21 protein-coding genes are annotated in these 22,276 nt (G+C 70.1%); 14 read left to right on the top strand and 7 right to left on the bottom strand.

The window, feature by feature from the left end; all coding sequences use genetic code 11:
* Positions 1-43 precede the first annotated feature (43 nt).
* From ACK4SC_RS09760 to ACK4SC_RS09750, 3 genes are read left to right on the top strand one after another with little or no spacing between them, the layout of a single operon-like run.
* The gene (locus tag ACK4SC_RS09760) at positions 44-1,246 is read left to right on the top strand and encodes an acyl-CoA dehydrogenase family protein (protein ID WP_409617481.1); all 1,203 of its coding nucleotides are present in this window, start codon (positions 44-46) and stop codon (positions 1,244-1,246) included.
* A 5-nt stretch (positions 1,247-1,251) separates the two neighbouring features.
* Positions 1,252-2,145, top strand: coding sequence for an alpha/beta fold hydrolase (locus ACK4SC_RS09755; protein ID WP_409617480.1), 894 nt, complete (start codon positions 1,252-1,254; stop codon positions 2,143-2,145).
* 1 nt (position 2,146) lies between these two features.
* Positions 2,147-2,950: a hypothetical protein gene (locus tag ACK4SC_RS09750; RefSeq protein WP_409617478.1), complete on the top strand. Its 804-nt coding sequence runs from the start codon at positions 2,147-2,149 to the stop codon at positions 2,948-2,950.
* Here the strand turns inward: ACK4SC_RS09750 and ACK4SC_RS09745 are convergent.
* The gene (locus ACK4SC_RS09745) at positions 2,931-3,911 is read right to left on the bottom strand and encodes a serine hydrolase domain-containing protein (protein ID WP_409617476.1); all 981 of its coding nucleotides are present in this window, start codon (positions 3,909-3,911) and stop codon (positions 2,931-2,933) included. The two genes, ACK4SC_RS09750 and ACK4SC_RS09745, sit on opposite strands and share 20 nt — an antisense overlap.
* Positions 3,912-4,072: 161 nt before the next feature.
* Here ACK4SC_RS09745 and ACK4SC_RS09740 point away from each other — a divergent pair, with 161 nt between their 5' ends.
* From ACK4SC_RS09740 to ACK4SC_RS09730, 3 genes are read left to right on the top strand one after another with little or no spacing between them, the layout of a single operon-like run.
* Positions 4,073-5,035, top strand: a complete 963-nt coding sequence (locus ACK4SC_RS09740; protein WP_409617474.1) for a sodium-dependent bicarbonate transport family permease — start codon at positions 4,073-4,075, stop codon at positions 5,033-5,035.
* Positions 5,036-5,090: 55 nt separating this feature from the next.
* Complete coding sequence (locus ACK4SC_RS09735; RefSeq protein WP_409617472.1) at positions 5,091-5,723, top strand: NAD(P)-dependent oxidoreductase; 633 nt, start codon at positions 5,091-5,093, stop codon at positions 5,721-5,723.
* A 12-nt stretch (positions 5,724-5,735) separates the two neighbouring features.
* Positions 5,736-6,182, top strand: a complete 447-nt coding sequence (locus ACK4SC_RS09730) for a MarR family winged helix-turn-helix transcriptional regulator (protein WP_409617470.1) — start codon at positions 5,736-5,738, stop codon at positions 6,180-6,182.
* A 4-nt stretch (positions 6,183-6,186) separates the two neighbouring features.
* Here ACK4SC_RS09730 and ACK4SC_RS09725 read toward each other — a convergent pair whose 3' ends face one another.
* Positions 6,187-7,197: an isopenicillin N synthase family dioxygenase gene (locus tag ACK4SC_RS09725; RefSeq protein WP_409617469.1), complete on the bottom strand. Its 1,011-nt coding sequence runs from the start codon at positions 7,195-7,197 to the stop codon at positions 6,187-6,189.
* Positions 7,198-7,374: 177 nt separating this feature from the next.
* Positions 7,375-7,968 carry a TetR/AcrR family transcriptional regulator gene (locus ACK4SC_RS09720; protein ID WP_409617467.1) on the bottom strand — a complete coding sequence of 198 codons (594 nt, stop codon included), beginning with the start codon at positions 7,966-7,968 and terminating at the stop codon, positions 7,375-7,377.
* 50 nt (positions 7,969-8,018) lie between these two features.
* Here ACK4SC_RS09720 and ACK4SC_RS09715 point away from each other — a divergent pair, with 50 nt between their 5' ends.
* The 8 genes from ACK4SC_RS09715 to ACK4SC_RS09680 all read left to right on the top strand — a co-directional run bounded on the left by ACK4SC_RS09715 (position 8,019) and on the right by ACK4SC_RS09680 (position 18,015).
* The gene (locus tag ACK4SC_RS09715) at positions 8,019-8,984 is read left to right on the top strand and encodes an SDR family NAD(P)-dependent oxidoreductase (protein ID WP_409617465.1); all 966 of its coding nucleotides are present in this window, start codon (positions 8,019-8,021) and stop codon (positions 8,982-8,984) included.
* 86 nt (positions 8,985-9,070) lie between these two features.
* The gene (locus ACK4SC_RS09710; protein WP_409617463.1) at positions 9,071-9,949 is read left to right on the top strand and encodes an aldo/keto reductase; all 879 of its coding nucleotides are present in this window, start codon (positions 9,071-9,073) and stop codon (positions 9,947-9,949) included.
* 58 nt (positions 9,950-10,007) lie between these two features.
* Positions 10,008-10,958 carry a 1-phosphofructokinase family hexose kinase gene (locus ACK4SC_RS09705; protein WP_409617461.1) on the top strand — a complete coding sequence of 317 codons (951 nt, stop codon included), beginning with the start codon at positions 10,008-10,010 and terminating at the stop codon, positions 10,956-10,958.
* A 207-nt stretch (positions 10,959-11,165) separates the two neighbouring features.
* A complete protein-coding gene (locus ACK4SC_RS09700) occupies positions 11,166-12,497 on the top strand; it encodes an ABC transporter substrate-binding protein (protein ID WP_409617460.1) in 1,332 nt (443 codons plus the stop codon).
* 5 nt (positions 12,498-12,502) lie between these two features.
* Positions 12,503-13,486: a carbohydrate ABC transporter permease gene (locus ACK4SC_RS09695; protein WP_409617459.1), complete on the top strand. Its 984-nt coding sequence runs from the start codon at positions 12,503-12,505 to the stop codon at positions 13,484-13,486.
* A gap of 4 nt (positions 13,487-13,490) precedes the next feature.
* Positions 13,491-14,405: a carbohydrate ABC transporter permease gene (locus tag ACK4SC_RS09690; protein ID WP_409617458.1), complete on the top strand. Its 915-nt coding sequence runs from the start codon at positions 13,491-13,493 to the stop codon at positions 14,403-14,405.
* Positions 14,402-16,777 carry a beta-glucosidase gene (locus ACK4SC_RS09685; protein WP_409617456.1) on the top strand — a complete coding sequence of 792 codons (2,376 nt, stop codon included), beginning with the start codon at positions 14,402-14,404 and terminating at the stop codon, positions 16,775-16,777. Before ACK4SC_RS09690 ends, ACK4SC_RS09685 begins: the two co-directional genes overlap by 4 nt.
* Entirely contained in the window at positions 16,774-18,015 is a 1,242-nt protein-coding gene (locus ACK4SC_RS09680) for an endo-1,4-beta-xylanase (RefSeq protein ID WP_409617455.1), read from the top strand. Before ACK4SC_RS09685 ends, ACK4SC_RS09680 begins: the two co-directional genes overlap by 4 nt.
* Positions 18,016-18,024: 9 nt before the next feature.
* Here ACK4SC_RS09680 and ACK4SC_RS09675 read toward each other — a convergent pair whose 3' ends face one another.
* From ACK4SC_RS09675 to ACK4SC_RS09660, 4 genes are read right to left on the bottom strand one after another with little or no spacing between them, the layout of a single operon-like run.
* Entirely contained in the window at positions 18,025-18,870 is an 846-nt protein-coding gene (locus ACK4SC_RS09675; RefSeq protein ID WP_409617453.1) for a class I SAM-dependent methyltransferase, read from the bottom strand.
* Between the two features lie 44 nt (positions 18,871-18,914).
* Positions 18,915-19,889: a hypothetical protein gene (locus ACK4SC_RS09670; protein WP_409617451.1), complete on the bottom strand. Its 975-nt coding sequence runs from the start codon at positions 19,887-19,889 to the stop codon at positions 18,915-18,917.
* Positions 19,890-19,911: 22 nt separating this feature from the next.
* A complete protein-coding gene (locus tag ACK4SC_RS09665) occupies positions 19,912-20,943 on the bottom strand; it encodes a LacI family DNA-binding transcriptional regulator (RefSeq protein ID WP_409617449.1) in 1,032 nt (343 codons plus the stop codon).
* 23 nt (positions 20,944-20,966) lie between these two features.
* Entirely contained in the window at positions 20,967-22,181 is a 1,215-nt protein-coding gene (locus ACK4SC_RS09660; protein ID WP_409617447.1) for an ROK family protein, read from the bottom strand.
* Between the last annotated feature and the right edge of the window lie 95 nt (positions 22,182-22,276).

The following is a 22,276-nucleotide window of genomic DNA, read 5'->3' as shown; positions in this document are numbered from 1 at the left end:
GATGCTCGGGGCCCCGCCAGGCGCGCGGAGTAGCGTTGCCGGCATGGCTGACGCACCGATCCTGGATGCTCGCGGAGGCGACCGCGCGCTCGACGCGAGCCGCGATGCGGGCATGCTCGCGCGCATCCGGGAGAGGGCGCCGCAGTATGACCGCGACAACGCGTTCTTCACCGACGACCTCGCCGAGCTGCGCGCCCACGGCTACCTCGCCCCGCGCAGCCTGACGGCGGCGATGCGCGACCAGCGACTGCTCGCCGCGCACGGCCCCGCGACGGCGCTCGGCCTCACCATGCACCTCGTCTGGATGGGGGTCGCCCGCGACCTCGCCGCCGCCGGCGACGACTCGCTGCAGTGGGTGCTCGACGACGCGGCCGCCGGCGAGGTGTTCGCCTTCGCAATCAGCGAGCGCGGCAACGACCGAGTGATGAGCGACTCGCTCACCCGGGCCGACCGGGTCGACGGCGGCTGGGCCCTCACCGGCATGAAGATCTTCACCACCCTCTCGCCCGCGTGGACTCGTCTCGGCACCCTCGCCCGGCACGACCCCGACCCCGCGCGCGGAGAGAGCGGCGACCCGGTTATCGTCCACGGCTTCCTTATGCGCGACGACCCGCAGGGCGACCCGACCGCGACACCGCCCGGCGTCACCGTCACCCCGGACTGGGACACGCTCGGCATGCGCGCCACCCAGTCGCACACGACGCACCTCGACGGGGCGATCATCCGCGATGAGCACGTGGCGCGCATCCTGCCCGCGGGGTCGCCCGGCGACCAGTACACGCTGGCGATCTTCGCCAACTTCTTGACGCTCATCGGCGCGGTCTACGCGGGGATCGCCGACCGCGCGCTCGAGCTCGCCGTTGAGTCGGCGCAGACCCGCACGGGCATGAAGCTCGGCGGGGCGCCGTACGCGCACGACCCCGACATCCGCCGGCGCATCGCGGATGCGGCGATCGCCCTCGACGCGCTCGCGCCGCAGCTCGAGGCGGTCACCGCAGCCCGCGACGCCGGGGTCGATCGCGGGCTGCGATGGTTCCGCGACCTGACGGGGCTCAAGCAGCGCTGCGTGCAGACGGCGCGCGACGTGGTCGACCAGTGCATGCACGCGGTCGGGGGAGCGGGCTACCGCTCGACGGCCGAACTGAGCCGCCTGCAGCGCGACGTGCTCGCGGGCATCTACCACCCGAGCGACCCCGAGAGCGTGCAGGCCGCGGTCGCCGCCGACCTGCTCGGGCCGCTGCCGTGACCCGGGTGCGCGAGCGCGACATCGAGCTCGCCGACGGGCGCACTCTGCACGTCTACGAGACGGGGTGGCGATCGTCGCGGTTTCCGATCATCTGGCACCACGGCACGCCCAACGTGGGCTCGCCCCCCGAGCCGCTGATGCGTGCCGCCAAGAAGGCGGGGCTTCGCTGGGTGTCGTTCGACCGGCCCGCCTACGCCGGATCGACGCGAAACCGTGGGCGCTCCGTCGGGTCGGTGGCCGCCGACGTCGAGCAGCTCGCCGACGCGCTCGGGCTCGAGCGGTTCGCCGTCTTCGGTCATTCGGGCGGAGGGCCGCACGCACTGGCCTGCGCTGCCGAACTGTCCGACCGAGTCTCGGCCGTGGCGGTGAGCGGTTCGCTCGCCCCGTACCGGAGTCAGAGCAGCGACGAGCCCGACGACGCTGGGGCGCAGGCGGGCCTGGACGCTGAGGCCTGGTTCGACGGCATGGGGCCGATCAGTTCCGCGTCGCTCCGCGCGGCGCTAGAGGGTGAGGACCGCAAACGGGCGCACGAGGAGTCGGGCGGCGAAGGCATCGACTTCGGCCTCCGTGATTGGGCGGCGCTCGCCGGCTCGTGGGCGTGGTTGGCGACGGTGGCCGCCGCAGCGGTCGCGACGGGAATTGACGGCATCGTCGACGACGACCTCGCCTACGTTGCACCGTGGGGCGTCGACCTTCAGCGCGTGACGGCGCCGACACTGGTGGTGCATGGTTCTGACGACCGGGTTGTGCCCGTTGCGCACGCCCGCTGGCTCGCCGACGCTGTCCCGGGGGCGACCCTGTGGGAGCTCGACGGCGAGGGGCACATCTCGGCCCTCGCCGACGACGAGCGCGGAACCGAGGCGGCCGTGCGCTGGATCGCCGATGTGATTGGCTTGTGAGATGACGATTAACCAGCATCGAGCCTGGCGGTACACCGTCCTCATTCTCGCCATCGGCCAGCCGGTGTCGTCGCTGCTGTTCGACCTGTTGTCGGACGAGATGATGGAGTCGGGGCCCGAGTTCTCTCCGCTCATTCCGCCGGGTCCGTGGTTCGCCATCTGGGGGCTGATCATCGTGGCGAGCATCGCGTGGGCGATCGCGCAGGTGCGTCCATCGACGATCCGGCCGGCTACGAGCATCCGCGACCGCCTTGCCGGGCCGTTCGCGATCGTCTTCGCCGGTTTTGCCCTCTGGCTTGCGACTGCCGCCTTCGGCCAAGACAATCCGCTTGGTCTGGCCGTCTTCGTCGTCTACCTGGTGGCGTTCATCGTTGCCTGGCGCCGCGTGGTCGCCGCCCGTGACGAGATCGCGACGTGGAACGTCGTCGAGCGCGGCCTGCTGTACCTCACCATTGGCGTGTATTCGGGCTGGGTGTCGATGGCATTCTTCGTACAGATCGGCACGGTTGTCCAGGGTGCCGGTGCGCCGTACGACACTGAGTGGGGGATCACCTGGCAGGCTCTCGTTCTGGCCGCCGCCGCGGGGCTCGCCGTGCTCTTCGCCGTCGTGTCGCGCGGCTCGATCGTCTATGGGCTGACCGTCACCTACGCGCTGATTGGCGTCGGCATCAGCACCGCGGATGCGCAGCTCACCCTTCTCTGGAGCCTCGCGATCGTGGCGGTCAGCATCCTGTGGGCGTCGACGCTCGTCATCCGCGTCATGGATGCGCGTCGTCGGATGGGGCTTACCCGAACGCGGTCGTGACCACGTTGCGTAGCTGATCGAAGGCGACCCCGACCTCCGGGCGCCACGCGGCGAAGCGGTTGGTGAGAAGAACCAGCACGACGCCCGCGGCGGGAGATATCCAGAACTGCGTCGACGTCCATCCGTCGTGCCCGAACCAGCTGTGGTCAATCAGCCCGGGACGTCGAGGCAGGTTGAAGGCGAGGCCGAAGTCTTCGTCTGTTTTGGTCGGATCAGGGTCGATCACGTACAGCCCCTGAGTGCGATTGCGCAGCATGGCGCTGAGTGTTGCTGGTCGCACGGTGCGGCCGTCGCCGCGCAGCAGCGATTGGCCGATAGCGAGGAGGTCGTGCACACTCGCCACGGCTCCTCCGGCGGGGTGGCGCAGTGGCATCAGCGCGTCATGGTCGTGCCCGACGATGTCAGCGTCGTAGACGGGTCGCGCGTCGGAGGCGTCGAACGACAGGCTCGCGGCCCCTGCGTCGCGCGCGAGCGCCTCGATCTGCGCGGTGAACGCGGTGTCGGTCACCGACTCCACCATGGCCGCGACGCCCTCCCAGGCGATGTTGTTGTAGCGCCGCGCGGTGCCGGGCACGAACTCGAGTTCTGCGGCCAGCAATACGTTGCGAAGCACCGCCGTGCTCGAGAGTGACACGTCGCTGAGTCCTGACGTATGACTGAGCAGTTGCCCGAGCGTGACCTGCGGCGTCGCCACGCCCGGCACGAGCGAGCCGAGCGTCTGGTCAACCGTGAGCAGGCCGCGCTCGACGGCACGCATCGCGGCGAGCCCGCTCAGCGGCTTCGTCACCGAATACAGGCAGTACCGCGATTCGGGATGCGCGGCTCCCGCAGCATCGGACCCTGCCGCCGCGATGTCCACGACTCCGTCGGCGGTGGCGATACCGATAACCGCGGTCGGAAGCTGGCCTGCGGAGACGCGGGCGCGCATCCAATCGATGGCGGGGGCTGCGAGGGTCGACACGGGGCCTCCTTGTGTGGTGGTGACGGGTGTCGAGCCTACGGGTGGCTGGCGCGGAAGGTGTCATTGTGGGACACGAACTTTTGCATGAACTGTGATTCATGTAACTTCGGGCCGGGCGATGTGCGCCCCGACACGCTCCCGATCATTCGGAAGGTCACCACGTGAGCATCGAACTTGCCCTGCAGAACCTGCTATCGCCACCCGTGCTGGCCTTCTTGATCGGCATCATCGCCGTGGTGGTGAAGAGCGATCTGCGCGTGCCCGATGCGCTCACGCAGTCGGTGTCGATCTACCTCCTGCTGGCCATCGGTCTCAAGGGAGGCGTCGCGCTGCGATCGGCGGATCCGGGCGAGGTGCTGGGGCCGATTCTGCTCGCGCTCGCGTTGGGCATTGTGATTCCGTTCGCCGCCTACCTCGCACTGCGCGTCGCGACCCCCCTCGGCCCCCTCGATCGCGGTTCGATCGCGGCCCACTACGGCTCCACCTCCCTGGTCACCTTTACGGCGGCTCTCGTGTTTCTCGACCTCGCCGGACTCGGCTACCCCGGGTACGCACCCACCCTTCTTGCCGTGCTCGAGATTCCCGGCATCATCATCGGCGTACTGCTGGCGATGCGGCACTCGGCGGAAGCCTCGACCGGGTGGCGGGCGCTGCGCGACGTCATGGCGGGCAAGTCGATCATTCTGCTGCTCGGCGGACTCGCGGTCGGCGCCGCGATCGGCGAACGGGGGTACGCGCCCCTGCAACCGTTCTTCGTCGACCCGCTCACCGGCGTGCTGACGCTGTTCCTGCTGGCACTGGGGCTCGAGGTGGGACTCCGCCTGGGCTCGCTGAAGCAGGCAGGATTCGGGCTCATCGTGTTCGCGCTGGTGTTCCCGCTGCTCGCGGGGTCGCTCGGCGTTCTCGCCGCCACGGCGATCGGTATGTCGGTCGGTGGCGCCGTGGTGCTCGGCATCCTGTGCGGCAGCGCGTCCTACATTGCCGCACCGGCGGCGGTTCGCTTCGCGCTCCCTGACGCGAACTTGACGTATCCGTTGTCGGCGAGCCTTGGCGTGACCTTCCCCCTGAATCTGCTGGCGGGCATCCCGCTGCTGACGCTGCTGGCGACCACGATCGGGGCGTGACGCCTGGCGCGCTGACGGCGCGTGGCCCACTTGCTTTAGTTGCTAAACTAAATGCATGACGACGATCGCTCTCTTCGGCGCCACCGGCAAGACCGGCCGCCGCGTCCTGACCCGACTGCTGGATGCTGGACACGCCGTGCGCGCTCTCGTGCGTGATCCGGCGCGCCTCGACCACGAGCATCCTGACCTCACGATCGTGACCGGCGACGTGCTCGACCCGGCCGCCGTGCACGCGACCGTTGCCGGCGCGGACGCGGTCGTGAGTGTGTTCGGCCACGTCGCCGGGTCGCCCGCGCGCGTGCAAACAGACGGCACGGCGAACATCGTCGAGGCCATGCGGACGGAGGGCGTGGTCCGCATCGTGTCCCTGTCTGGAGGGGGGCTCGCCGACCCGGCCGACCGACCCAAGGCCGCTGACCGCGTGATCACCTTCCTGCTGCGCCGACTGCAGGGCGAGGTGCTTGCCGACGCCGAAGGGCACCTCGAGGTCCTGCGTGGGAGCGGACTCGACTGGACCATCGTGCGCGGGCCCCGCCTCACCGAGAAGCCGGGCACAGGACACCACCGTGTCGGCGGGGTGGGGGTCAATGCGAGCACCGTCATCAGCCGCGACGACCTTGCCGACTTCATCGTCACGCAGATCGACGACCGTCAGTTCGTCGGCCGCATGCCGTTCGTCAGCGCGTGAGAGGCTGGCGGGGTGAGCGACGCATCCCGCAACCGTGACGCCGATATCGGCCGGATCCTCGCGGCCGCTGCCGAGCTCACGAGGCAGGTAAGGCGGATGCGGTCATCGCCCTTCGCGGCGGATGGCCTATCGGGCAGGCAGGTCGACGCGCTGTTCGTGCTCGCGCGCTCAGGCATCGGCATGACGCCGTCGGCGCTTGCCGAGACGCTGGGCGTGACGGCCGGCGCCGTCACCCAGCTGGTGGACCCGCTCGTCGAGAGGTCGCTGGTCGAGCGTCGCGCGCATCCGGATGATGCGCGCTCACGGCTACTGACGCTGACGGAGGACGCGACCGGGCGCATCGGCGACTTCGAGGCCGCCGTGCGCGCGCATCTGGCCGACAGGTTCGGCGCGCTGGACGACGCCGCGCTCGCGCGGCTCGCCGAAGCGCTCGAGCGGGTCGCCCCGCTCGAGCGCTAATCCGCTACTTCGCCGCGAGGTGCGGGTGGTGCGCCTCGACCACGTTCGGGTGCGCCCGCACGCGGCTCTTCAACCAGTTGCGGCCGAACACAGCGTGGATCGGGTTGTTCGGATCGAGGGTGACGCCGCGCGCCTCGGCGGCGAGCTCGGCGGGCAGATCGATGTGGGGGATCTCGGCGTCGAGCGCCGGACCGTGGAAGTACGGGATCGAGATGCGCTCATCGCCCTCGGACGGTGAGACGACGCGGTGCAGGGTCGCCTTCAGGTACCCGTCGGTCGCGACCTCGAGCAGCTCGCCGATGTTCACCACGAAGGCGCCGGGCACCGGCGGGGCGTCGATCCACTCGCCGTCTTTCTCAACCTGCAGGCCACCCTTGCCCTCCTCCACGTAGAGCAGAGTGAGCACCCCGAGGTCTTTGTGGGCGCCGACGCCCTGCTCGGGCTGAGGGCCCGACTTGCCGGGGTAGCGCACGATCTTCATGTTCGGGCTAGGGCGCTCGCCGAAGGCGGCGTCGAAGTGGTCGGCCGGGGCGCCGAGAGCCTCGGCCCAGGCGCTGAGCAACCGCGCGCCGATGCCGTTGAGGCGATCGATCCAGGCGAGGGCCGCCGTCTTCAGCTCGGGGAGGTTCTCGGGCCACAGGTTCGGCCCGTCAAGCACCCAAAAGTCCTCGACGCCGTCGCCGGCGGGCACGGCGTCGCGCTCGGCGCCGATGTCGATCTGCTCGCGCCAGTCCTGCTTGCCGAGGGTGAGCTCGCCGCCCACGCGCGTGTAGCCGCGGAAGTGCGGGCTCAGCGTGTTCTCGATCGCGAGCTTCTCCTCCTCCGGCAGGGCGAAGAAGCGCTTCGACAGCTCGATCATCTCGGCGAACTGTGCATCGCTGACGCCGTGGCCGACGAGGTAGAAGAAACCCACCTCGTGGGTGGCGCGACGCAGCTCGTCGCGGAAGCGGGCCTGGTCGTCGGCCGAGCCGTCGAGCAGCGAGAGGTCGATGATGGGGAGGGCGGCGGAGGTCATGGGTTTAATCCTTATGCATGAAGTTGCGGGTTGTCGACGCGGGCGGGGCCGCGGGTGCGCAGAGCGCGCGAGGGGGTCTAGCGGGGGAGATTCGCGCTAGCGACAACAGCAACAACAGAGGCGGATGCTCATGATGCGATCACGGTATCCGCGCCGTTTTGCCCCCGGCCACGTTTGTTACGCCGTGTGACGGGATGACCGGGGCTGCGCATCCAGGACGGTGCGGATGCGCGGTAGCGCCTCCTCAATGTGCGCGCGAAGCGTGCCCTGCTCGCGTGCGAGCCACGCGTGCAGGGCACGGCGAAACAGGGCGAACCCGATCGCGGCGAGTACGTCCGCATCGTCGGTGTGAAAGCCGCGGTCGATGAGTGCGTCGGCCACGGCGGATTGCCAGCGGGCTTGCTTCGCGAGTTCGCGGCCCGATAGCGCGACGTCGGAGTCGACAATGCGCTGGCGCGCGGCGAGGGTGGCCCGGCCGGGCTCCATCGCGTCGGCGAGAGAGCCGAGCGCGTGGTGCATGAGGGTTTCGGCATCCCGGAGGTTGTCGCTGTCGGCCGTCGCAATGGTCGTCAGCAACAGAGGCAGCAGCGCGTCATCGTCGGCGAACAGCACCTCTTCTTTGTCACCGAAGTGACGAAAGAAGGTTCGGGCGCTCACGCCCGCACGGTCGGCGATCTGATCGATCGTCGTTGCGGGATAGCCGTGCTCCGTGAAGAGCGCGATCGCGGCGTCGACCAGGCGTTCGCGAGTGTCTTCGGGCCAGCGGGGCATAGGCCCACTCTACTCTTGTGTCAGTTTCTGACATCACATACTCTGGTGTCATGACAGTTCATGACATCACCCGACCCACCGTGCTTCTCACCGGTCCCACCAGTGGCATCGGAGCCGCCACCCTGCGGCACCTCATCGAGAACCCTGCTCGCCCGCGCCTCGTGCTGCTGGGCCGCGACCCCCGCGCGCTCGCGGATTCCGTGGCCGCCGCACGTTCGGCGGGTCGTGACGCCCACGGCGTCGGGCTGGATCTCGCCGACCTTGCCAGCGTGCGCACGGCCGCGGCAGATGTTGGCCGACTCATCGACGAGGGGCACGTTGGCCCCCTCGACGCTCTCGTGCTCAACGCCGGGGCGCAGTTCATGAGTCGCCGGCTCACCAGCGCTCAGGGTTTCGAGCGCACCTTCGCGGTGAACGTCATCGCCCAGCACGCTCTGCTGCGTGCGCTCGAGAACAGGCTGGCGCCGCGTAGTCACGTCGTCCTTCTTGGCTCATCGACCCACCGCGGCAAGCGCTACTCCTTCAATCTGATTCCCGACCCCGAGTGGCGTTCGCCGGCCGAGCTCGCCGTACCGATGCCGCCCGCAACCGGTTCGGTGAATACGGCGACCGAGCGTGAACACGGGGGAGTCGCGTATGCCACGAGCAAGCTTGCCCTCGTCACGCTGGCGCACGCATGGGCCGACCGGCTTGCCGGGGACGGGCGACGACTGAACACCTACGATCCGGGTCTCGTCGTCGGTACGGGGCTCGTGCGCGAGATGCCCGCGTTCCGCTACTGGCTCTGGAAGTACCTCATGCCGGTGCTGGCCGTGCACCCGAAGGCGACGGTGCCCCGCGTTACCGGCCGGCACCTCGCCGATCTCGCCCTCGGAGACGTGCATCCGACCCTGCACGATGCCTACGTCGAGATCGGAAAGATCACTGAGGCCGAACCGATCACCCATGACCACCTGCGACAGCAGCAACTGCTCGCGTGGCTCGACGAGGCCATTGCGCCCGTGATCGCGGGGTGACGGGAAGCCATCGACGCGGTTTACTCCGGCGGCGGATTGCCCGCAAGGGGGTGCGTGTCGGGCTCTCCTACCCCTAGGCTCGCCCCATGGATGCCGTGACGCAGGTCCTCGGCGAGCGCGGCGTGGTGCTGGGCGTCGCTTCCCTCGTGCTGAAAGAGGGGATGACCGCCGAGCGTGCCGAGGACGTCGTGCGCGCGGGCGTGGCCGCGGGCGCGGTGGCGATCGATACGGCGCGGGCCTACGCCACCGTCGACGATGAGGCGGTGGGCGAGCGGCTCGCCAAGGTCGCCCGCGACGCTCGGCCGGGCCTGCCCATCATCACCAAGGCCGGACACTTCCGCATCGCTACCTCGGCGTGGGACGCCGACGGAAGCGCCGAACGGTTGCGTCACGACGCGGAGGTTAGTCGCGAAGTGTTTGGGGCTCCGCCGTCGTTGCTGCTGTTGCACCGCGCCGACCGAGTCCGCGACATCGAGGAGTCGGTGCGCACGCTCGCCGAGCTGCGCGACGAGGGCGTCGTCGAGACGATCGGCCTGTCCAACGCGAGCATCGAAATGCTGGAACAGGTCAGCGCCATCACGCACATCAATGCCGTCGAGAACCGCCTGGGGCTGGGTGTCGACAACTTTGAGGAGTACCGGTACTGCGCTGACAACGACATCGCCTTCCTCGCCTACGCGCCGTTCGGCGGCCCCCAGGCCGCACCGCTAGCGACGCGGGTGCCGCGTGTCGCCGCCCTCGCAATCGCCCGCGAAACATCGGTGCACCGCCTGACACTCGCCGCGCTGATCGATGCTCTGCCCGGCCTGTGGCCGGTCGTTGGGCCGACGCGTGTCGAGAGCGCGGCTGACGCGGCCGCCGCCGGGCGCGACGAGGTCGACGATGACCTGCGGAGCGCCTTCGCCGAAGACATGCGCAGCCGCGATGTGCCGCTGCCGGGGCTCAGTGAGGTGGGGGCGGAGTAGTCCGACCATCGGGGTCGGGGCCTGCCGCGCATCCGTCCGCGTCACTAGCCTGGGGAGCATGTCCGAGCATCCCGCGCCGCCGCTGCCGATCACGACGCTGACGATCAATCCGGCGCTCGACGTGAGCACGTCGACGGCCACCGTCATGCCCGAGCACAAAATGCGCTGCGGGCCGAACCGCCTCGACCCGGGCGGCGGGGGAGTCAACGTCAGCCGCGTCATTTCCCGCCTCGGCGGCCAGTCCACCGCCATCTACGCCGTCGGCGGTCCGACCGGGCAGGCGTACCGCCAGCTGCTCGAAGCGGAGGGCATCGTGGGTCGCGCTGTGCCGATCGCCGGGTCTACGCGCGAGAACATCACGATCGACGAGACCTCGACGGGCAAGCAGTTTCGCTTCGTGCTGCAGGGCCCCGAACTGAGCGAGGCCGAGTGGCAGGCCGCCCTCGATGCCACGGTTTCGGCGGCGCGGCACGGGGGGTACGTCGTTCCGAGCGGGTCGTTGGCGCCCGGCGTGCCGGACGATTACTACGCGCGGGTCACGCACGCGGCCCACGGCTCGGGGGCGCGGGTCGTCGTCGATGCCTCGGGAGAAGCCCTGGCCGCGGCGCTGGACGAGGGCGTGTACCTGATCAAGCCGAGTGGGCGCGAGTTGGGCGAACTCGTCGGCGCGACGCTGTCGACCATCGACGAGCGCATCGCCGCGGCCGAGGAGCTCGTGCGGCGCGGGCGCGTCGAGGTCGTGGCGCTGACCCTGGGCGGCGACGGCGCGGTGCTCGCGACGCGCGACGAAACGCTGCGGCTCACCCCACCCCCGATCGAGGTGCACTCGACGGTGGGCGCGGGAGATTCGTTCCTTGCCGGCATGGTGCTGCGGCTCGCCGAGGGTCGCTCCCTCGCCGACGCATTCCGTGCGGGTGTGGCGTGCGGTGCCGCCACCGCGATGACCGAGGCGACCGAGCTGTGCCACGCGGCCGACGTGCTGCGGCTGGAAGCGAGCCTCGCCGCCTGACGCGCCCCGCGCATCCTGCCGTCAGCGGGATGCTCGCGATGCGCCCGCGCGATTCTCACGCGTCGCTCCGATGCGCCCGCGCTCGCCGTGCGGTGCTCGTTACCGCTTCGAAATATGTTGTGCTTGACCACAAACGGCGACCGACCTATAGTCAAACCGTCCCCATCACTTTCGGCATAGACGCCGAAACTTTCGAGAGGTTCAAAGATGAACAGACGAGCACCGAGGCGCTGGGCGGCAATTGCCCTCTCCGGCCTCACCATCGGCGCCCTCGCCGCGTGCTCCCCGAGTGCCGAGCCCGGCACCGGTGGCAACGGCGGTTCGGGCAGTGGCGACGAGGTCGTTCTGACCTGGTGGCACAACGGAACGGGTGAGCCCCTGCTGGGCTTCTGGGAAGACGTTGCCGCCGAGTTCGAAGATGCCAACCCGGGCGTTCGCGTCAACGTGACCGCCTACCAGAACGAGGAACTGCAGCGCACGCTGATCCCGAACCAGCTGCGCACCGGCGGCGGACTCGACCTCTACCAGCAGTGGGGCGCCGGCGAGCTGGCCGCCCAGGTCGAGGCCGGCTTCGTCAAGGACATCAGCGCCGAGGTCAGCGAGCGCGTCGACCAGCTCGGTGGCGTTGTCGCCCCGTGGCAGTTCGAGGGTGCGACCTACGGCCTGCCCTTCAACTTCGGCATCTCGGGCTTCTGGTACAACACCGAGCTGTTCGCCGAGGCGGGCATCGAGGGCACGCCCGAGACCCTTGATGAGCTCTACGACGCCATCGACGCGCTGAAGGCCGCCGGCATCGTGCCGATCGCGGTCGGTGCCGGTGACGGCTGGCCCGCCGCGCACTACTGGTACCACTTCGCCTTGAAGTCGTGCTCGCCGGAGATCTTGCAGGAGGCCCAGGTCTCGTACACCTTCGACGACCCGTGCTTCGAGACCGCGGGCGAGCTGCTCGAGGAGTTCATCGCCTCCGAGCCGTTCAACCCCGGATTCCTCGCCACCAGCGCCCAGCAGGGTGCGGGTAGCTCGGCCGGCCAGGTCGCGACCGGCGCCGCTGCCATGGAGCTCATGGGTCACTGGAACCCGGGCGTCATGGGCGGCATCCTCCAGGAGGAGACCGGCGACGAGAACGCCACCCCGCCGGAGTTCCTCGGCTGGTTCAACTTCCCGGCCATTGACGGTGCGCAGGGTGACCCGACGGCCGCGCTCGGCGGCGGCGACGGCTTCTCGTGCACCGCGTGGTCGCCGCCGGAGTGCACCGACCTGCTGAACTACATCACGAGCGTTGAGGTGCAGACCCGCTTCGGTGAGATCGGCGCCGGTATCCCGGTGACCCCGGGCTCCGAGGCTGGTATCTCCGACGTCAACCTGCTGCAGGTGCTTGAGGGCCTCCAGGCCTCGACCTACGTGCAGCTGTGGCTCGACACGGCCTACGGCCCGACGGTCGGCGGCGCCATGAACGAGGGCATCGTCAACCTGTTCGGCGGCCAGGGCTCGCCCACGGCGATCGTCGACAACATGAGGAACGCCGCGGCGACGCTGTAACCCTCATGAGCCTCACCACCACGAGCACCGGGTCCGCGGCCACCGCCGCGGGCCCGGTGCCCCCCTCACCTGCCCCGCCCCGTGCATCCCGGTCGCGACAGAAGTCGCGCGGCCTGCTGCTCATCTGGGTGTTCGTCGCTCCGGCACTCATCGTCTACGTGACGTTCGTGCTGGTGCCGGTCGCGCTGGCCGCCGTCTACAGCTTCTTCAACTGGAACGGTCTCGGCGCCCTCGACCGCTTCATCGGCTTCGACAACTATGTGCGAGCACTGACCGACCCGATCTTCCTCGGCGCGATGACGAACAACTTCCTGATCGTCGTCCTGTCGCTACTGATCCAGGGTCCGCTGGCGATCGGTATCGCGCTGCTGCTCAACCGCCCCCTGCGCGGTCGAGCGCTGATTCGCACCCTCGTGTTCGTTCCCTACGTGCTGAGCGAGGTCGTCGCGGGTCTCGCGTTCCGTCTCATGCTTCCGCCGGGCGGGCCGCTCGACTCTCTGCTCACCTCGGTTGGCTGGACGGGGGAGAAGCCGCTCTGGCTCGCCGATCCCGACGTCGCCTTCTGGACCCTGTTCGCCGTCATCACCTGGAAGTACCTGGGCTTCGCGATCATTCTCATGCTCGCCGGCCTCCAGGGTGTGCCGGAAGAGCTCAGCGAGGCGGCCGCGATCGACGGTGCCAGCTGGTGGCAGACCCAGCGGCACATCACACTGCCGCTGCTCGGTCCGACCATCCGCATCTGGGCGTTCCTGTCGATGATCGGCTCCCTTCAGCTGTTCGACATGGTGTGGATCCTCACTGGTGGCGGTCCGCTGAACGCCACCGAAACGATGGCGACCTACATGGTCGAGTACGGCAACGGCCGCTCGCAGATCGGCTACGGCAGCGCCGTCGCCGTCATCCTGTTCGTCGTCTCTCTAGTCATCGCGCTGCTCTATCAGCGCTACGTCCTGCGTCGCGACATGCGCGGCGCGATCACGAGGGGCTAACCTCATGACCGCCACACTCACTCCCGGGGCGGCGCCCAACGCGCCCACACCGGGCTCACCCCGCGTCTCGCTCGACGACCCGCCGCCCTCGCGGCGCAAGAAGCGCGACCTCGCCACGCCGTTCGCGTACATCGTCGCTCTCGTCATCTGCGGCATCACGGTCGCGCCGGTCATCTACGTGATCCTGGGCGGGTTCCGCACGACGGCGCAGATCAACCGTGACCCTGCCGGGCTTCCCGACCCGTGGGTGTTCGACCGGTATCTTGGGGTGTTCCAGGACCCGAACTTCTGGACGCAGTTCGCGAACTCGACGATCGTCGCTGTGGCGACGACCGGGGGTGTCGTGATCCTCGGCGTGATGGCCGCTTTCGTGATCGCACGCTACGAGTTCTACGGGCGCACGTTCCTGTTCTCATTGTTCGTGGCGGGCCTGCTGTTCCCGCTGACGGTCGCGGTGCTTCCGCTGTTCACGATGCTCCGCTCGTTCGGGCTGCTCGGCAATCTGCTCGCGGTGATCGCCCCGCAGATCGCGTTCGCCCTCCCGGTGACGATCATCATCCTCGTCCCGTTCCTCCGCGCGATCCCCGCCGAGTTGGAAGACGCGGCGCTGATCGACGGGGCCGGTCGCTTCACGTTCTTCTGGCGCGTGCTGCTTCCGCTGTCGTGGCCGGGGCTCATCACGGTGGGCGTGCTCGCCTTCGTCGCCAGCTGGAACGCCTATCTACTTCCCCTGCTGCTGCTCGGCAACCCGGCGACCGCGACGTTGCCGGTCGGCGTGCAGTACTTCTCGACCGCCTACTCGCAGGACACCGCGGGGGTGCTCGCCTTCACGTCGATCGCGATGCTGCCCGCCCTGCTGTTCTTCACCCTCGCCCAGCGCCGCATCGTCGGCGGGCTGACAGGAGCAGTGAAGGGATGACCATTCACACCCCGTCCGCCGTCACCGTCGACGGCGGAGCACCCTGGCACGACCGCGCTCTCGAGCCCCAGGCTCGCGTCGAGGCGCTCATCGCCGCCATGACACTGCGCGAGAAGATCGCACAGCTCTACGGCGTGTGGGTCGGTGCCGGCGCGGACGGCGGCGACGTCGCCCCGCACCAGCACGACCTCGACGACGAGATCGACCTCGACGAGGTTCTGCCCGACGGGCTCGGCCAGTTGACGCGCCCGTTCGGCACGGCACCGGTGGATGCGGGGGTCGGCGCGCTGAGTCTCCTCACGACCCAGCGCCGCATCGTCGCCGAGAACCGCTTCGGCATTCCCGCGCTCGCACACGAGGAGTGCCTCGCGGGCTTCGCCGCGTGGGGCGCAACCGCCTACCCGGTTCCTCTGTCATGGGGCGCCACGTTCAACCCCGAGCTGGTCGAGCAGATGGCGACGCGGATCGGCGCCGACATGCGCTCGGTCGGCGTGCACCAGGGCCTCGCGCCCGTGCTCGACGTCGTGCGCGACGCCCGCTGGGGTCGCGTCGAAGAGACGATCGGCGAGGACCCGTATCTCGTCGCCACGGTCGGCAGTGCGTACGTGCGCGGGCTCGAGACGGCGGGCATCGTCGCCACGCTCAAGCACTTCGTCGGGTACTCGGCGTCGCGCGCGGGCCGCAACCTCGCCCCCGTCTCGGTCGGCCCTCGCGAGCTCGCCGACGTGCTGCTGCCGCCGTTCGAGATGGCCGTTCGCGAGGGCGGGGCGCGTAGCGTCATGAACTCGTACACCGACCTCGACGGCGTGCCCTCGGCGTCTGACCGTCGCCTCCTCACTGAGCTGCTGCGCGACGAGTGGGGCTTCACGGGCACCGTCGTGGCCGACTACTTCGCGATCGCGTTCCTCAAGCTGTTGCACGGCACCGCCGACTCGTGGGCCGAGGCCGCCGGCGCCGCGCTCGAGGCGGGCATCGACGTCGAGCTGCCTACGGTGAAGACCTTCGGCGAGCCGCTGCGGCGCGCCATCGACGAGGGGGTCGTCGACGAGGCCCTCGTCGACACGGCGCTGCGGCGCGTGCTCGCGCAGAAGCTCGAGCTGGGCCTGCTCGAGGCTGACTACGATCCCGTGCCCGAGGCGCTGCGCGACGTCGCGTTCACCGACGCCGACAGCGTGCGGGGCTCGATCGACCTCGACAGCCCCGAGAACCGGGCGCTCGCGCGCACCCTGGCCGAGCAGTCCATCGTCCTCGTGAAGAACGACGGGTTGCTGCCGCTCGCCGCGCCGCAGCGGGTCGCCGTCATCGGGCCCAACGCCGACGAGCGGTACGCGATGCTCGGGTGCTATTCGTTCCCGACGCACGTCGTGAGCCAGCATCCGGGGGTCGAGATGGGCATCCAGATCGACACCGTGCTGGATGCTGTGCGTACCGAATTCGCGGACGCCCGCGTCACGCACCTGGCCGGCACCGGCATCGATGACGGGGCGACCGCTGCCATCGGCACCGCGGCCGAGACGGCGAAGAGCGCCGACGTGGTGATCCTCGTGCTCGGCGACCGTGCGGGCCTGTTCGGTCGCGGCACGAGCGGTGAAGGCTGCGACGCGGGCGACCTGACGCTGCCCGGCGCGCAGCAGCAGCTGCTCGACGCGGTACTCGCCACGGGAACGCCGACCGTCGTCGTGCTGCTGACCGGGCGGCCGTATGCGCTCGGCGACGCTCCCGAAAAGGCTGCCGCGATCATCCAGGCCTTCTTCCCGGGCGAGGAGGGGGCCGGCGCGATCGCCGGCGTCATCAGCGGCCGGGTCGAGCCGGCCGGGCGCCTCCCCGTGAGCATTCCCGCGCACCCGGGCGTGCAGCCGTCGACCTACTTGGCAGCGCCGCTCGCGCGGAAGACCGACGTGTCGAACGTCGACCCGACCGCCGCATACCCGTTTGGACACGGCCTCGGCTACTCCGATGTGGTGTGGACCGACCTCGAGAGCCCCGACCACGAGGTCGCGACCGACGGCGAGGCCGTCCTGTCGTTGCGACTCGTGAACCGCGGTACCCGCGAGGCGCACGAGGTGGTGCAGTTGTATGTGCACGATCCCGTCGCGAGCGTCGTGCGCCCGGTGCAGCGGCTCATTGGCTATCAGCGCGTGACGATCCCGGCGGGGGCCGCGGTGCGCGTCGCCGTGAGCGTCCCGATGGATCTGCTCGGGTTCACCGGACGCGACGGTCGCCGCATCGTCGAGCCCGGCGTCGTCGACCTGGGTTTCGGGCGCTCGAGCGGGAACATTCCGCTCGTGCACCGCGTGCAGGTGACCGGCGCCGTTCGCGAGCTCGGCGCTGACCGCGCCGTGCACGCGCGTTTCCAGGTGATCGGAGCGTGACCCCGACCGACCCGGCGAGCCCCGTCGCGCACCGCCGCGGCGAGGCCGACGTCACCGTGCTCGGTGTCGACGGCGAGCCGCTCGCGAACACCGAGGTCGTGATCGAGCAGACCGGGCACGAGTTCGCGTTCGGGTGCATCGGTTTCGACCTGATCGACCACGCCAACGGCACGGCCGACGAGCGGCACCTCGCCGCTGACTGGCTGGGGCTGTTCAACCTCGCCGTGCTGCCGTTCTACTGGGGCATGTTCGAGCCCGAGCGTGGCAAGCCCGACACGGCACGGCTGCAGCAGGCCGCGCGCTGGTTCGGTGAGCGCGGGGTGCGCGTGAAGGGCCACCCGCTCGTCTGGCACACGGTGAAAGCCGCATGGCTCGATCAGTTGCCGACCGAGGAGGTCGAGCGGCTCGTGCGCGAGCGCGTCCGCCGCGAGGTGCGCGACTTCGCCGGCCTCATCGACGAGTGGGACGCGATCAACGAGGTCGTCATCATGCCCGACTTCGTCAACGAGCCCGACGGCGTTCCGAACGCCGTCTCGCGGCTCGCGCGCGAGCTCGGCCGCGTCGAGATGGTGCGTCTCGCCGTCGACGAGGCCCGTGCATCCGACCCGGGTGTGCGGCTGCTGCTGAACGACTTCGACCTCAGCGTCGACTATGAGCGCCTCATCGAGCAGGTGCTCGAAGCGGGTGTGCGGCTCGACGCGATCGGCGTGCAGACCCACATGCACCAGGGGTTCCGCGGGGCGCAGCTGCTCGAGCTGGCCGACCGCTTCGGCCGCTTCGGTCTGCCCGTGCACTTCACCGAGACGACGATCCTGTCGGGCGACCTGATGCCGGCCGACGTCGTCGACCTGAACGACTACGTGGTCGACGAGTGGCCGTCGACCCCCGATGGGGAGGCGCGGCAGGCCCGCGAGCTCGAGCAGCACTACCGCATGCTCGTCGGCCACCCGAACGTCGCGTCGATCACCTACTGGGGCATCACCGATCGCGGAGCCTGGCTCGGCGCCCCCGTCGGCCTCGTGCGCGCCGACGGCCGCCGCAAGCCCGGCTACGAGGCGCTGCGTCGGCTCATCAAGGGCGAGTGGTGGGTCGCGCCGACAGCGGTGCGCACCGACGAGGCAGGCCGGGTGCGCGTCGCGGGCTTCGCCGGCGACTATCGCGTCAGCGCAGGGGATGCTCGGGGTGCGTTCTCGCTGTCCACCGGCTCATCGTCGGCGCGGGTCGCGCTCGCGCCGTAACGACTGCGGTCAGTCGCGGCGCGCAACAATCGTCACCGTGCACGGGATCAGGTCGCGCTCCGCCTCCGGCCACACCCAGCCGCCGGGCACCTCGATCATTCGCGCGGCGAACTGCCACGGGAGGATGCGGCCCTCGTCGACGGCGGTGATGCGTAACCCCGCGTCGAGGAGGGCGGTCATCACCGACGAGATCGGGTGGATCCACTGGTAGGTGCGCGAGTTCTTGACCGTGCCCTCGCCGACGTAGGTGGTGTCTTCGTCGAACACGATGGGGTCGCCCCCGCCGAAGTAGGGGTAGCGCACGACGGGGGCGTCGGCCTCATCGTCGAGCGCGTAGAGCATCGGGTGCCCGTCGCGGATGTAGAAGACCCCGCCGGGGCGCAGTAGGGCGGAGATCTGACGCGCCCACGTGGCGAGGTCGGGGAACCACGTGATGGTGCCGATGCTCGTGTACACGACGTCGAAGTCGCCCGTCACCGCGGCGCGCGCGGCCTGCACATCAGCCTCGACCCACGTCGCCTCCAGGCCGAGCCGTGCGGCGAGGCGCTTCGCCGATTCGAGAGCGGCGGGGGAGAAGTCGACGCCGGTGACCCGGGCGCCGAGGCGCGCGAACGACAGGGTGTCGGTGCCGATGTGGCATTGCAGGTGGCAGAGGTCGAGGCCGCTCACCGTGCCGCCCGGCAGATGCGCGGTCAGAGCTGGCAGGTCGGCGCGTACGACGTCGCTCAGGTGCGTGGGGTCGTCGAACGCGTCCAGGCCGTAGCCGACCTCGTGCAGGGCGACGCGTTCTTCCCAGTTCGCGAGGTTGGCGTCGCGGGCCGTGGCCCACGGGGCGGGGTCGATGGTCTCCGACATGGCGTCAGCCTAGGGGCGGCGTGCCCGCGGGGCACGGGGACGGCTCAGTGCCCGGCGACGCCCCGACCCGCCCACCGCAGGATGCGCAACGCCCGGAGGGTGATCACCGGGCTGTCGTCGCCGACGGCCTCGCCGACGCCGGGCGCGAGGGTCGCCCAGTGCTCGCGCTCGCGCTCGCCGTCGAGACCGGGATGCAGCGCGCCCTGCGCCCAACGACCCTCCGGCGTACGCAGCGACTCGAGGTGGTCGAGCGCGGCGTCGAGGCGCTCGTCGGCGTCGACACCAGCGTCACGAAGGAAGTCGAGTGCGCGCACGATGTCGTAGTGCCACCCGGGTGGGGACGCGGGCTGCAGGAACGCCGGATCAGCGACCTCGCCAGTGGACAGCCGGTGCATGACCCCGCGATCCATGAGATAGCTGATGCCGGTCTCCAGGGCCTCACGCAGGCGCGGATCGGGTCGCCATCGATTCCACTCCAGCAGGCCCTCGAGGACGCACAGCGTCGAGTGGAACGAGCCGCGCCGACTGCCGGGGGCGTCACAGTTCCAGCCGCCATCTGCCAGCTGCTGCCCGAGCAATCGGTCGGCGATGCGCGCCGGCCCCTCGTCGTCGACGCGGAAATAGCCGGCATTCGCGAGCACCATGCCGTTCACGCAGACCTCGGTTTCGCCGCCGAAGTAGGGCGTGCGGTCCTGATAGATATACGTGACGTTCTCGTGCACGCGATCGACTGCCTCGCGCACCACGGAGTCAGCCGGATCGATCTGAAAAAGGCGCAGGATCGCGAGCGCGTACGTGGCCGACCCGTCGGGAGAGTCGGCCCAGCCGCTCGGCTCATCGGCCGCCCACGAGCCGTCGGGTCGCTGGCGCGCGAGCAGCGCCTCGCCCCAGCCGGAGTGGGGGATGCGCGCCCGCGCGATCAGGTACCGCTCTTTGGGCTCGTCGTCGAGGTCGCGCAGCACCTGCCATTCCATCGACGGGTCGACCTTGATGAGCCAATCGTGCGCGTCGCGGGCCATCGCGCCACCCTAGTGGCTGCGCTCAGCGCGCGGGAGGGGCTGTCGAATCGCGCACGACGAGGCTCGTCGCGAGGTCCATGCGGGGGGTGCCAGGAGCATCCTCGCCGCGTGCTGCAGCGAGCACGAGCTTCGCCGCCTCGACGCCCATCTGGCGCAGCGGCTGGTGGACGGTCGTGAGCCGCGGGCTGACCCAGCGGCTGAGCGGAATGTCGTCGTAGCCGACGATCGACACGTCGCCGGGCACCGAGAGCCCGAGTGCTCGAGCCGCTTCGAGTGCCCCGAGAGCCTGCAGGTCGCTTCCGGCGAAGATAGCTGTGGGCCGATCGGGTCGATCGAGCAGCGCGATGGCCTGTGCTCGACCCCCCTCCACGTGGAAGTTGCCGAAGCGCACCCACTCGTTCTCGATCTCGAGCCCTGCCGAGTTCATCGCTGAGCGATACCCGTCGAGGCGGGCAAGTGAGCACATCATGTCGGCCGGGCCGGTGATCGCGGCGATGCGGGTGTGGCCGAGTTCGATGAGGTGGCGGGTGGCGGCGAGTCCGCCCGACCAGTTCGCCGAGCCCACCGAGGGAACATCGGGCGATGGGTCACCGGCGGGGTCAACGATCACAAACGGGATCGCGCGCGAGCGCAGGCGCTCGCGGAGTTCGGGGGGAAGGTCGCTGAACACGAGCACGACGCCGGCCGGGCGGCGGCGAAGCACGCCTTCTAGCCACTCGCTGCCGGGGGAGTGGCGGTCGCCCGTGACCGTGAGCACGACGCTGAGCCCCTGATCTTTGGCGACCGATTCGACGCCATCGATGAGTTCCATCGACCAGATGCGGTCCAGTTCGTGAAAGACCAGCTCGATCAGTTCGGCCTTCGCGGTGGCCGCCCCCGTGCGGCGCTGGTAGCCGTGCTCGGCGAGCAGTGTCTCCACGCGCGCGCGGGTCGACGGCGACACATCGGGCCGCCCGTTCAGGACTTTCGAGATGGTCGCAAGCGACACCCCGGCCTCGGCTGCCACGGCGGAGAGCGTGACCCGTGGGCCGGCAGAGGGGGCTGCGGTCGACATGTTTCGAAGCCTACTCTCGAAAGTTACGCCGGCACGACGGCGGCGCCCTGCACCGCCTCAATCGGGTCGGCGAGGAGCCCGTCCCAGGCCAATTCGGCGGCGCCGATGAGCAGGCGCTGCGAACCGAGCGCGGCGGGCTCGATCGTGACCTCCGCCGCCGACGCGGGCAGTGCATCCGCGATCAGGGATGCGCGCTGAGCCTCGTCGGAACAGCGCCACAGCGCGGCGAGGTGCCCGCCGAGCACGATCCGCTCGGGATTCAGGAGGTTGATCGCGCCGCGCAACGCGAAGCCGAGCCAGCGCAGTTGTCGCGCGACCTCGGCGCGGGCCGCGTCACCGCCAGCCTGCTCGGCGACGGCCGCGACGAGCGCCGCCTCGAGGGCGTCGTCATCGGGATGCTCGAGGCCGACCGCCTGCACGAGCGCGTCGCGAGGCGCGAGCGCTTCGAGGCAGCCGCGCGCACCGCAGGCGCACGCGGGGCCCTCGGGGTCGAGGCCGAGGTGTCCGAGTTCCCCGGCGTAGCCGGCCGTGCCGTCCATGGGTCGGCCGTCGACGACGAGGCCGCCACCGATGCCGGACGGGCCGCCGTTGAGGTACAGCATCGTGCCGGTGCCGACCCCGGCGCCGAACGTCTGCTCGGCGCGGCAGCCGAGGTGGGCGTCGTTGGAGGCGGCGACGGGCATCCCGAGGGCGGCGGAGAGCGGGGCGGCGAGCGGTTCTTCGCGCCAGCCGAGGTGCGGGGCGAGGCGCACGTGCCCGTCGCGGCCGCGCACGAGCCCGGGCACGGCGACGCCGGCGGCGAGCACCTGCACGCCCGGGTTCTCGGCGGCGAGCTCGCGCACGGTCTGCGTCGTCAGGGCGACGGTCTCGGCGACGGTCGGCACGTGGTCGAGGTCGACGCGGCGGCGGGCGACGATCTGCCCGCCCAGCGAGACGAGCGCCACGTCGACGACGTCGAGCTCGGGGTTGACGGCCGCGACGACGCGGGACTCGCTGGGGGCCACGCGGGGGCTGGGGCGCCCGACGCCTGAGCGCGGGGCATCGTCGCGTTCGTCAACCCATCCGTGCTCGACGAGAACCGCGACGAGGTCGCCGATCGTCGACCGGTTGAGCCCGAGGGCCCGAGTGAGGTCGGCGCGGGTGACCCCTCCGTGGCGGTGCACGAGGTCGAGCACGGCCGACAGATTGCGGCGGCGCAGCGCTCCAGCATCCATGGGGGTCGGCTTCCTCGGGGTCATGCGTTCCAGTCTGGCGGTAATCGTCTCGCGCGTGATACGTTGTGTCAACCAACAAATACATCCCGCGGTGTCGCAGCGACGCGCCCGCGCACTGG

The sequence above is a fragment of the Microcella sp. genome (assembly GCF_046293215.1).
Taxonomy (GTDB): domain Bacteria; phylum Actinomycetota; class Actinomycetes; order Actinomycetales; family Microbacteriaceae; genus Microcella.
Note: the sequence above shows the minus strand (reverse complement) of the source record. Positions and strands in the feature narration are given on the sequence as shown.